Origin of the sequence: Frankia umida, from assembly GCF_023242945.1 — a bacterium.
GTDB classification, from domain to species: Bacteria; Actinomycetota; Actinomycetes; order Frankiales; family Frankiaceae; genus Frankia; species Frankia umida.
This window is the reverse complement of sequence record NZ_JALKFT010000022.1, coordinates 75,206-86,829: the sequence shown is the minus strand read 5'-3', so window position 1 is coordinate 86,829 and position 11,624 is coordinate 75,206. Positions and strand designations below refer to the sequence as shown.

General features: G+C 67.9%; 9 protein-coding genes. 1 reads left to right on the top strand and 8 read right to left on the bottom strand.

Annotated features, from left to right (window positions below; all coding sequences use genetic code 11):
- Positions 1–30: 30 nt before the first annotated feature.
- The 5 genes from MXD59_RS19165 to MXD59_RS19145 form a co-directional block, all read right to left on the bottom strand.
- Positions 31–963: a hypothetical protein gene (locus tag MXD59_RS19165; RefSeq protein WP_248826041.1), complete on the bottom strand. Its 933-nt coding sequence runs from the start codon at positions 961–963 to the stop codon at positions 31–33.
- Between the two features lie 724 nt (positions 964–1,687).
- Positions 1,688–5,869, bottom strand: a complete 4,182-nt coding sequence (locus tag MXD59_RS19160) for an NACHT domain-containing protein (RefSeq protein WP_248826040.1) — start codon at positions 5,867–5,869, stop codon at positions 1,688–1,690.
- A gap of 239 nt (positions 5,870–6,108) precedes the next feature.
- Positions 6,109–6,924 carry a hypothetical protein gene (locus tag MXD59_RS19155; protein WP_248826039.1) on the bottom strand — a complete coding sequence of 272 codons (816 nt, stop codon included), beginning with the start codon at positions 6,922–6,924 and terminating at the stop codon, positions 6,109–6,111.
- A gap of 29 nt (positions 6,925–6,953) precedes the next feature.
- A complete protein-coding gene (locus tag MXD59_RS19150) occupies positions 6,954–7,442 on the bottom strand; it encodes a hypothetical protein (protein WP_248826038.1) in 489 nt (162 codons plus the stop codon).
- Positions 7,435–7,803 carry a hypothetical protein gene (locus MXD59_RS19145; protein ID WP_248826037.1) on the bottom strand — a complete coding sequence of 123 codons (369 nt, stop codon included), beginning with the start codon at positions 7,801–7,803 and terminating at the stop codon, positions 7,435–7,437. Before MXD59_RS19145 ends, MXD59_RS19150 begins: the two co-directional genes overlap by 8 nt.
- A 505-nt stretch (positions 7,804–8,308) precedes the next feature.
- Here MXD59_RS19145 and MXD59_RS19140 point away from each other — a divergent pair.
- A complete protein-coding gene (locus tag MXD59_RS19140; RefSeq protein WP_248826036.1) occupies positions 8,309–8,818 on the top strand; it encodes an SMP-30/gluconolactonase/LRE family protein in 510 nt (169 codons plus the stop codon).
- 401 nt (positions 8,819–9,219) lie between these two features.
- Here the strand turns inward: MXD59_RS19140 and MXD59_RS19135 are convergent, their stop codons facing one another.
- From MXD59_RS19135 to MXD59_RS19125, 3 genes are all read right to left on the bottom strand, one after another.
- A complete protein-coding gene (locus MXD59_RS19135; protein WP_248826035.1) occupies positions 9,220–9,774 on the bottom strand; it encodes a non-canonical purine NTP pyrophosphatase in 555 nt (184 codons plus the stop codon).
- A 925-nt stretch (positions 9,775–10,699) separates the two neighbouring features.
- Entirely contained in the window at positions 10,700–11,026 is a 327-nt protein-coding gene (locus MXD59_RS19130; protein WP_248826034.1) for a hypothetical protein, read from the bottom strand.
- Positions 11,027–11,164: 138 nt separating this feature from the next.
- The gene (locus tag MXD59_RS19125; RefSeq protein WP_248826033.1) at positions 11,165–11,599 is read right to left on the bottom strand and encodes a hypothetical protein; all 435 of its coding nucleotides are present in this window, start codon (positions 11,597–11,599) and stop codon (positions 11,165–11,167) included.
- Between the last annotated feature and the right edge of the window lie 25 nt (positions 11,600–11,624).

Below are 11,624 nucleotides of genomic sequence, written 5' to 3'. Positions count from 1 at the left end.
GCCCAATCCTCCCAGCTCAGGAGCACTTTCCTATTCCCGGCACCCCAACAGACGATCACCCCGGTGAAAGCCCGAGGCTAGATGAAGGGTCCCTCGGGCCATCGGGACCGCTACCGGCGCGCCGCGATTCAACCGGGCGGCTTCGGCGACGGCCAGGGCGACAGGACGGTCGGCGAACGGTGGTTGTATTGGGCGGAGGTGCGCCATGACTTGTACCAGGAGTGCCCGGCCAGGTCCGAGCATCGCGACCCACTGCACCCGGTTGTCGGGTGTTACGACGGGCCCGTCATCCCAGTCGGGCGGGCCGATGACGTCACTGCTGAAGGTCCACAGCGCCTTGCGAACCTGAGCCGCGACAAGCTGCGCAAAGCGGCGGTTCGCAATCTGGGAGGCCCCGGCGACTGCCGCGAGTTCCGCGACGCCGTGGCCCATGATCTCCGGCAGGCACGCTAGGGGGAGCCAGTCGGTCCGGTCTCCCAGCACAGGTCGGCGCACTCTCAAGTACCGGCCGAACGGGCTGGAGGGGTGGCCGGGGCGGTAGGGCAAGGCTGCGGCGTCACACGTCGCCCACTCCAACGCTCGTGCCGCGCCCGGTTTCGCGATCAGGCTGTCCGGAGTACCAGCACGGATTAGCGCAGCAGCGGCCGTCACCTCGTCGTCGGTGATCGTTACCCCGTTGTCCGATGCCTCGGCGCTCCAGGTAGCTGCCAGCGCGCGGATCGCGAAGTCGCCGTACCCCAACGCCACGTCGACCAGATTCCGGACGCCGAACCCCATCCGCGGCACCAGGACGTCGTCCGTTGCCTTGGATACCAGCAGCGCCCGGTCTACGTCGGCGACTGGGCGCTCTACCGAACCCGGGAAAAGACGAACGAGGTGCCCACCCCACCGGACGACCACTCGGTCACGGGGATCCGACGGTAGGAAGTCTTCGAGTGAATCGATACCTGGCTCGTCCTGCACGCACATGGCTAACAGACGCCCGAGTTGCGAGCTCGGCACCGGCCGGGATCCCCGGCCACCGGTCTGAGCTGCCGCGTAGGCCAGGTGGCTGACAGACGTCCACCGATGCCGCGCTGGCGGTGACGCGCCAGCAGCGACGACCAAGGCCCAAAGCTGCTGGGGGTCACGCGCCGCTAGGCGGCGCCGAAGGTCCCACCGTCGCCGCCCTGTCTCATCTGTCATGAACGCGTCCAGCGTGAATCCATCCCACCATCTTGCAGGCCGCGTACGACAGTTTCGGCATAGCAGGCCTGTAGCAGAGGCGGGCCCCTCTGCTGCTGGCGAGCTGGGCGGGCACCGGCTGACGCTGGCCGCCGACCTGCTCACCGGCGACCGAGACCAAGACTCCGCCCCCACGTGGTCGCCCTGGTGGCCCGGGCACTGGGCGGTGTCGCCCCCGCGGTGTGCGCCCCACTGCTGGTCCGCACTGGCTCCGGGTTCTACTCGACCGCGTTCATGCGACTTCGCGATCTCCGCGCCGCGTTCCGCAGCGCTGTGGCGGGCCTACGCCGCCATCCCCGAGGAGAAGTAGGCCGATGCGCGGGACATGCGCGGCGCGCAGGTCGCCGCCTGCTCCTACGCCCCGAAGGGCGCCCTGCCAGGCACCTACACGGTCGTCCGCCGCAGACATCCCAGGTGAGCAAGTGAACAGGATGACGCAACTACAGTTCGCGCCGGTCGCGGTTCAAGGGGTGCTGGCTGCGATGCGATACCAGCCGGGTTCGGCGGTCTGCGTGCCTCCGCCGGGGGTCCAGGACCGCACCTGGGAGCGGGTCAACCTTCCCGGGCGGCTGCCTCCACCGCCGAACCCGCTGTATGCGTCCTTGCCGGTGTTCTCGACCCAGATGAGCGACTTCTGCCCGGCAGTGAGCCACCGTTCGAGCCACTCTGCGTCGACGAGGAGTTCGTTCTGGCCGACGTTGACCACTTGCCGAACGGTCGCGACGAGCTGGCCCCTGTGGTCGGTCCAGCCGTTGCGTCCGTTCCAGCGGAGTTCGCAGGGGGCGAGCCCGAAGAATTCGGGGGCGGGCATGTCGAGAGAAATCGCGCTCTGGTCCCCGGGGGCGTACCCGTACTCGCCGAGGAGGCCCCAAGCGGCGGGCCGGGTAGGGACGGTGAGTGGCTCGCTCCATTCATGGCGCATCACATGGAGGCCCTCACCGTGGTGGTGACCGTAGGGGAATTCGCCGACGTACCCGTGGTGTATCTCAGGCTTGTTGGCGATAGGGTCGCCGAGGAGATCGCGTCCTTCGAGTTCACTGATGGCGGTAGCGACGTCTTGGGTCGCGACCAGATGGGTGTCGAGGCGGGCCCAAATGCCCCGGGTGCGCTTCGTGGTGTCGGGGCCGTTGTTCCAGTAGTAGCTGCCGGACAGGACGATGTGGGGCCGGCCATCGAACACGGCTTCGTTGACTGCGATGTCTGGGAGGTCGGTGTCGTCGGCGATCCACTCGGCGTCAGTCTTTGCGATAGTGGGGACCCAGTCGTAGCCGGGTACCCATGGGCGTGAGGTCGAGTCGGCGGGGACGAACTCGACGATAGTTGGGTCGACCTGCCGGGAGACGTTGGTGTGAGGGCCGGGGACGGCGGGTGGCGGCGGGTCCCATCTGCCGGGTGTCCTGGGGGCGTGGTCGGAGACGATGCCGATGAGGCGGTTGAGCGCTATCCACTGGTACTTCTTGCCGATGCGTTCAATCCAGGCGGGCTTGGAGCGGCCAATGCCGAACTTGCCGACGACGTACCGGTCGAAGGATGCGTGGAGTCGGGGCTGGTACCCGAGGCGGATGACTTCGGTGACGACCCACCGCGCAGCTGCGGGGAGGTCGATGTCTGGGCGGTCTCGGAGTTCGGGGCTGAGCTGGTAGGTGAAGAAGTCGTCGCCTGTGGCGGAGAGGACCAGTTTCGGGTAGGCGCTCGTGTCGTCCTTGTAGCCGGCGATGTCGGCCTCGGTGGGCCAGGTGATGGGCCAGTCGCTTGTGTATGGGGGCCGGAACTGGTCGACGGTGACGCCGTCGGGGAGGGCGCCACGGTCGTCAGCGGCTTCGAGGATGCTGCGGGCGGCGTCGCGGACAGCGGCGTTCGGGGTCACGGTCGTGGGGACGGAGAAGATGCTGTTCCACACGACCGCGGCGGCCGCCGCCCAGTCGTCAGGTGTGCCGTTCGCGAGGAGGGCCGCGTACGCGACCTCGCAGGCTCGTTCGACGACCCATTCGTCGTCGACCACGGCGAACCGGTCAATCAGCCCAGCCGCCTGGCTCGGGTGACGGGTCAGGAGGCGGGCGGCGGCGATAGTGGCAGGTTCGCGGACACGGCGGTCAGTGGCGCTGGTGGACCACAGAAGCACGGTTACCCAGAGGCGGGTGGTTTGTTCGCCGACCTGGTCCAGCGGCTTCTCCCTGGCCCACCGGATGAGCCGGTCGACGGCTCCGCTCGTGCCGTGGGTGATGTGGAACCAGCCGGGGAGGAACGAGTCGCGGGCAGCCATGTTCAGGCCGGTGAGGAACTCGTGGAGGTAGTCGGCGTTCAGGGGATGGTCGGGGCGGGCGGCGAGCCGGAACAGCATCGTCAACGCGTCGGAGGTCAGGCCGCGCCTTCGGAGCGCGTCGACAACGATGTCACGGGTCGCGTCGGTAATTGAGGTGTCGTTGCGCCATCCGGTTCCAGCGACGACAGCGGCGGCGATAGCGTTGTCGTCACCGATTTCAGTGCGGAACACGGTGAGCTCGAGCCCGAACCGTTCCGCGACCACGACTGACGTTGCTTCGAGGAAGCCGAGGTCGATGGTTGTGTCGAGGCCGATGACCCGGCCGAGGCGGCCGCCGAGCTCGACGGTGATGCCAGCCGCGTCGGTGACCTCGGAGAGCGCGTCGGAGACGATGAGGTGGTGTCCGATGCGTTCGAACGTGATGGCGACGATGTCAGTGCCGTAGGTGCTGCCGTCGGGGATGACGTCCTCTTCGACGAGTCCTTGGGCGATGAGCGCGTCCAGGAGTGACTTCTCGGCGCTCCGGTCAAACCAGATCGGTGCCAGCTGGGTTTGGGCCTGGGCACGAGTCAGCCACGGGTCGCCGCCGCCGTCGGCGAGGGCTGAGGCGAGGGCGTGCATAGCCTGGTGGACGAGGCGGTCGGACGGTGAGGCGTCGATCCGGTCACTGATTATGCTGTTCGCATTATCGAGGACCATCTGGGTCAGCTCGTCGAGGCCCATGGCGGCCTTGTCGAGGGACAGCCGGGTGTTGCTCTTGAGCGCTTCGCAGACCAGGCGCAGGTACAGCGGATTGTCGAACTCACCGTGGATGGGCGGCGACGTCGGCGGTTCGAGGCCGTAGAACGCAGCGTACTCGCCGACCGCCTCGAACTCGACCCCTTCGAAGCCGGTGTGCTCGAACCGCAGCAGGGTGAGCCCGGGCGGGAGGACCTGGCCGACGTAATGGGTGCGCGCGGTGAGGAGGAGCCGGACGTTCGGGTACCGGCCGACGGTGGTGATGAGCCGTTCGAGGTTATCGCGCCACATGGACCGTGGGCGGGTGTCGTTGAGCGCGTCGATGACGAGGAGGGTCGGGACGCCTACGACGCGGGCGCTCTCGTCGAGGAGCGCGATGGCCTCCTCGCTGGTGAGGTCGGCCGGCATTTTGAGCACGTCGCGCAGGTGGGTCAACGGGTCGCGGTCGGTGAACCAGCGGCCGTGCAACATGACGCTGGGGCGGACTTGGCCGAGGCGCCGGACGACCGCATCGATGGCGAGGTATGTCTTCCCGATGCCGGCGGCACCAATCATGAGCGCGACTTGGGCGCCAGCGAGCCGACCCACTGGGCTGATGAGGAGCCTGGTAGCCCCAGTGAGCTTCTCGCCGAGTTCACGCAGGGCGTCGACGGCTGCCGCGGGGAACGATACCTGGTATTCGGCCTGGAACTGCCGCCAGCTCTCGGTGTCCCAATTGTCGCCGGGGTACTTGGCGTCTATTGCTGCGACTTCGAGAGCTTCTAGGTCGCTGACAATGTTCGAGGCCTTGTCGAGCGCATGAGCGAGGTCGTTGAGTCCAGTGGTCGTACGGGAGATGTGCCAGGACGCTAGCGCGTCAGTGACCTTGGTGGTGGCGTCGAGGGCTGCATCCAAGTCCGCGGAGAGTGCTTCACCTTTGGCGTTACGTGCGCGGCGGGCGGAGTCGTCGACCTCATCAATCTGGTTGCGGACGACTGCCCACCACTCGTCGTCAGAGCAGAGTGCTGCGATGGACCTGGCGGCAGGCACTTCAACGTTCAACTTGGGCATGTACCGGGGCCGGGCGGCGTCAATCGCCTCCTGTAGTCGGTCTTCCCACCACTGGGCGGTGAGCACGTCGGCATCGAACCAATATCGGCGTTGGATGCCGGTGATGTCGAGGCGTTCAAGACGGGTGATGATGTCCGTCGCCCACTCGAAATCAAACTCCACCGCCATGCCGCGCGCAGTGGCCATAGAATTCCATCCCTCGAGCCAGCCTCCCGGATTGTTGATCTTCTCCAGAAGCGACTTGCCGCGGCCTCCGGTGCGGCCGGTCGGATCAGCAGGGATGGCAATCGTGTACTTCGTCAGGTTCGGATGCTGGTCCAGCGCGGCCTGGACAGACCCATCGATCTGGGCCTTGTCGACGTCGGTGTGGGTGGTCCAGTATTTGGCCTGCCAGCCGTGTGCGGTACCGTCGGGCAGCATCCAGAGGCACTCGACGCCGCCGTCGCCACCGGCTCCGTACAGTGAGACGAACCTGGCACCGGCGGTGGGCGACTCCTGCGCGACCTGTTGACAGATGAACTGCTCGTACCCGTCGCGTTGCCCGCCCGGGCCGAGTGACCGAATCCGTGTGAATTCAATGTCGGGGATATTCACGGGAATGTTTCCTTCGGGATGCTGCGGTCGGGGTCGTCGGAGCGCGGAAGAAATGTTACCGGTCTACCTCGAGACTTGCAGACCGCGCTGGCGTACCTGGACCCCGCCTACGCTGTCCTCGGTGTGACCCCGGCACCGGAAGGCCCGCCGGGGCGGACCAGCCGGCACGCGAGGGACGGCACCGACTCAGGCGCGGAACCATTGCGGCCGCGGCGGCCGCCCGACTGCCAGCATGCCGATCAGAGCAGGGTAGAGGGCCGCTTGGTGGTCTTGGCGAGGCGCTGTGCGCGTGCGTACAGCTCGTCGCGGACGAGCGTAGGCGCGGCGAACCCGTCCGCTCGGGGGATGAGGAACTGCTCGACCGCTGCCTTGCGTGCGCCCGAGGAGCTGACTTGCTGGTATTCATGCGTGGCCAGCAGCTCCGCCGCGAGCTCGTCGAGACGCGCGGTGATCTGGGCGTACTGGGCTTGGGCCAGTCCCTCGGCCCGGCCGACCGCACTGCGGATCGCGTCCCAGCTGACCCAGTCGTCGGTGCCTGCCGGGATGGCGAGCTTGGCGTACCGCTGTCTGGCCCCGCCGGGCTTCGCCGCCCGGAACCCTGGGTCGGCGAGTAGTTTGTCCGCCAGCTCGGCGGAGAGCCGTGCTTGCTCCTCGTCGCCGAGTTGCTCGATGTCCTCGTCTTCGTCGCGCGCCGACGGGCTTTCCGTCAGTTGCTGCCACTCGAGATACCAGGGTGCGGATTGCTGCCAGAAGTGGACCAAGCCGTTCGCGGCGAAGGCTACGTCGATTCGCCCGGTCGCGCCCTTGTGTTTGACCAGGTGCGCGGGCGGAGACTCCCCCTCGTCGGCGTGGGGGTCGAATGCGGCGGCCTCAAGGTACAGCACTCCACCGGCGAGCTTCTTGGCGAGGTCGAGGAAGCCAGGCAGGTCCAACGTGTCTGGCGAGATGTTCACCTCCGGGCCGAAGTCGCGTTCTGGCACGGCAGGCACCAGGGTCAGGGCGTTACGGGCCGCGAAATCAGTCACGGACGTGGCCAGCTTGTCGAGGTTGTTCATGATGCGACGGTAATCACCGGCGCGTGAGCTCACTCACGCGGGCTACCGCTCGGGCAAGGAGGATGATCTCTGTCCACCAGTAGGCGCCACGAGGTGGCCCTGACGTCATCCACCCACAACCGGGCGATGACCTGGGGGTCAATACGAGACAGCGAAAGGGACCGCTTGAGCATCTCCCCGATGACGATCTGCTCGTCCTCTGCCAGCAAGTCGACGGCTTCAAGCGCGTAGCCGGGCAAGTAGCGCGCGTCGGCCGCGTCACCCTCGTGGGACTCCGAGTCGTCACGGTGGTGCAGGACGCCGGTGTAGCTAGAGAGCAACCTGGTCAGGGCGAGCCGCGCGCCATCGCGGCCGACCTGCGGGCTGGGCCCGCCATAAAGTCGAGCCAGGAGCGACGCCTTCCAGCGCGCTTCTTCGGCTTCGTCCGCGAAGCGCAGTCGAGCGGAGCGGCCCCGCTGCCCTGGGTCCATGACGGCCACAAGAGAGATCAGTCGCAGCAGCCGCTCATGGTCACGCATTGTGACGCTGCCCGACCCGCGGGGCGATGTGACGGCCGAAGTGGTCTCCCTGCTCGGCGACGAGCGTGCTCCACGCGGTCGCGCGCACGTCGTCGACCCACCGCTGGGCGACCTCTACGTCGTTGACCTCAAGGGGGAGATTCAGCCGTGCGCGGAGTATTCGGCCCAACATCGCCAGGACGTCGTCCGACAGGCTCACGACGGCGTAGTAGGCGACACCGGGGAACTCCTGTGCGTCGATGCCGCCCACCGCCGGATCGCTGAGTCTTTCCGCAGCCCTGGCGTAGCAGGCCGCCAGAGTTCCCAGCGCGATGTGAGCGGTCACTTCGGGGGCCGACGGGCGCTTCCCACGATCAAGCATGTCTGCCCACTCCGTACCGGGGCCATACCACCAAAGCTCGTCGTCGGCCGTGGCGAACCGTAGTCCGAACGAGCCGGGCTCGGTCCAGGCGACGAGCGAGACAAGGCGGAGAAGTCGGTGACGATCGTCCACACCTCCTGGCTATCACCGCCCGCAGCCATCTGCCTCCACTTCGGCCCGAGATGCGCAAGCCGGGTAACCCTTCACGTAGCGGCCATCCCGCCGCATCCACCTCCGCTGGCGCTGGCCCGGTCGATTGAGTCGCTCGACCCGCCCGGCGCCTGGGCCGGCGCAGACTGGCTCATCGACCTCCTCGACGTCCTGGACCGCTGCGGCCCGAGCCGTTATCCCCCACCACCCCCGGCCCCATCGCGCCGGGGACCACGCCGGTGCTCGTCGACCTCATCAGCTGCAAGTAGTCGACGACGCCCCTCGAGGAGGCGGTCGAGCGCGAGTACGAACCGGTCAAGCTTGGTGCGCAGTTGGGTGACCAGCCGGCACAGGAATGCGCGGCTCGGCCGGCGAGAGCGGCCCCGCCAGCCAGGCGGAGTTCGACCATCCGCGCGCCGTGGCGGCCGGACCCGACGGCACCGTGTACGTCGCCGACACCGGCAACCGTCGGGTCCGACGCATCGACCCCGACGGACACATCACCACCGTCGCCGGACAGCCCTGGGGTGGAGCGCCGGCGCAGGGCTGCCTCGCCGTACGCGCGGACATCGGCCGGCCCACCGGCATCGCCCTCGACCCGACCGGCACCCTCTACATCGCCGATCCCGATCATCACCAGGTCTGGCGCCTGGCCGCCGACGGTCACCTGCACGCCGTCATAGCCGGGCCCCTCCCAGCGGCTCCAGCACCGACAACGCCCACCGCCGACCCGCCCTGGACCAACCCGACCAGCCTCGCAGCCGACGCACGTGGCGCCCTCTACCTCACCGACCCCATCCGCCACCGCGTATGGCGGATTCACGACGGGCATTTCGTCACACTCGGCACCGCGCACCGCACATAAAGGATCTTCGATGGGCCAGTCGGCTATCGGCGCCGGATCCGATCGGTGGCCCATCCGGTGCTGGGCCGCTGGGCCTCCCCCTGGGATCCGGGCGGGCGCCTGATCGCCGAGGACCGGGGCGATCCCAAGTCCGTGATCCGCTGTACCTACGATGCCACCGGCCGCCTGGTCGAACGTCGCATCGGGCACGGTCCGCCGACCACCTTGGGCTACGACATCGCCGGGCGGCGGCGGACGGAGGATGGGCCGACCGGCGCTGCCCGCTACGCCGGGGATGCGTTGGGTCGGCTCCGCGAGGTCCGGCCGGCACGGCGGCGGCCGACTCGGAGCCCTCGCCGAACTCCTTGTTCAGCTGCCTTCCCCACGCCGGTGGGGGTGATCCGGGCCGCCGCCTGGATCTGTCAGAGGCTCGGTGCTCCGAGTGCCTGGCGGAGGGCGTCGATGGCGAGTCGGCGGTGGGAGATCGTGTTTTTCTGTTCGGTCGGCATCTGTGCGAGGGTGTGGATGCTGCCGGTGGGCGTGAAGATGCTGTCGTAGCCGTGGCCACCGTCGCCATGTGGCTGTGTGGTCAGTGTTCCGTGCAGGGTGCCGGTGACGACGCGGACGCCATGGTTGTCGGCGTAGCCGAGGGCGGTCGTGGCGATTGCGCGGCGGTCGGTCACGCCGGCGGCCATGTCCAGCAGGCCCTGAACGCCGACGGTGTTCAGGAACCAGGCGACGAGGGCGCCGGGTAGGCCGTTCCAGGCGGGTAGGGCCAGGCCGGTGTCGTCGACGAGCACCGGGCGTCGCAGCTTCGCGTAGGCGTCCTCGGCCTTGCGTTCCACCACGGTCGCGACATCCAGGGACTGGATCTCGATGAGCTTCACCGTGGTTGTGGCCACGGGGACGCCCAGGAGGGTGGAGTATTCGCGAGCCTTGCCTTCGTTCCCAGTGACGATCGTGACACGGTCGATCATGGATGCTCCCTGACGTGGCTCGCAACACTGTGACGTTCCCGTGGATGGCCGCACTTCCCGACGCCCCGCCTCGGTGAGGCCAGCGCCCACACCCTATGCGATCTTCGTTTTCGTGCGGTACTTGCCAGGGGAGCAGGAGTCCTCCCCACGCCCGTGGGATGATCCGAACCAGGCCGGGCAGATGCTGGCGATGCCCCTATCACTCTCCGCGCTTAAGGGTGATCCGCCAGCGTCGTCGAGGGCGACGGTCTGCGGGCTGTGCCGCTGAGGCCCTTGAAGGTCCTGCCTCCGGCAGGACCTTCATATGTGCCTTCAAAATTTGGTGACCACGGCGGCGGCTGAGGCTGGCTCGCCTGGTGCCTGTGCGGACGGATCGGCTGGGGTGTGCGGCCGATTCGGCGACGCCATAAGGTAGCGAAATAGCTACCTTTGGTGCATTAGGTCGCCTGGCGAGGTCAAGATCAGATGCGCTGACGCAAGATCAGATGTGTTGGATGGCGGGTGCGAGCTCGATCTTCGCTGTGCGTCGGGATCGCGGCGGAGCCAATCCGGGGCGGCCGGACGCGTCGATGTGAAGTGGCCGGCGCTGTGTATGCAGATGATCGGATATGCAGGTTGTACCGCGGCTCCTCAGCTGGGCTGCGGGTTCGCTGAGGAGCCGCGGCGGCGTCGTGGGATCCGGCGGGCGACGCATCCGACCTGGGTCAGGGCCCAAGCGAGGTACTCGACGGCTATGGCGAGGCTCGGGTTGGTCCCGGACAGGCGTCCCGTGTTCGACGGGTGGACGCGCCAACTGCGAGGGCCCGGTAGCGGTGGAAGCTGATCGGCAGGGTGCAGCAGGCGGTGCAATGTTCGAGCGGGGTCTGGATGTGGCGTGGTGGCGCTCGTGCCGCTCCGCAGGATCGTGCGCGGGTGGGTCCGGTGGTCAGTCGATGATCTGCCAGGCCCAGCGGAAGCCGCCGATGTAGTAGAGGCCGTCGGCGGCGGGTTCGAGAATGGTCGAGCCGTCGAAGCTGGTGTGGAAGGTGACCGTGCCGTGCTCGTCGACGGTCAGGGTGTCGCTTTCGTTGAGGTGCGAGGGCTGGGCGGCGGCGGCCGCGTTGAGTTCGGCGTCGATGTCGTGAGCGAGTTGGCGGGCTTGGGTGAGGGTGAAGCCGGGGACGGCGAATCCGTTCCAGCTGAGGTCGTTGTGGGGCACCTCGTATTCGTGGGTGCCGTCGAGGGTGACGCGCATGGTGCGTCGGGAAGCCATGGTGTTCTCCAAGGCGAAGCTGGTGAGTGGACACGGCTGGTCTGCCTGCGGGGGAGCCGTTGCGGGCAGGTAGGGAGAAGAGGTGCTGCAGCGGGGGAACGCTCCTGGTCGGTGCCGAAGAGCGTTCCCCCGCGCAGGTCAGCGGCCCTGCGGCTCTCTCTGCCGGGTGCCGTTCGAGGACGTGCTGGTCATGTTGGGTGCCGGCGCGGTGGTGAGTGCTGACCGGTCCGGGAGAGCCGGGCGGAAGACGATGGCGTCCGCGATGTAGTCGATGCTGCTGCGGGGCTGGTTCTGGGCGTTGAAGTAGATGCGGGCCTGGACGTCGCGGACGGTGACGGTGATCCAGTCTCCGATGTTGAGGGAGGCGTCCTGGATGCGGGTGGCGAGCTGGCCGAAGGCCTTGACCTGGGCGTAGTGCAGCCGGCCGGGGCGGACGGTGGCGTCTTCGAGGACATCGGGCAGGCGCAGGCAGATCGGGATGCTGGCCCAGAGGCTGGACTGGTTGCGGGTGGGGGCGATATGCGGGGGCCGGTGGACGAAGGCGGTGAGGGTGCAGCTGTAGGTGCCGTGCATGAGGCCTCCTCGTGTCGACGGGAGG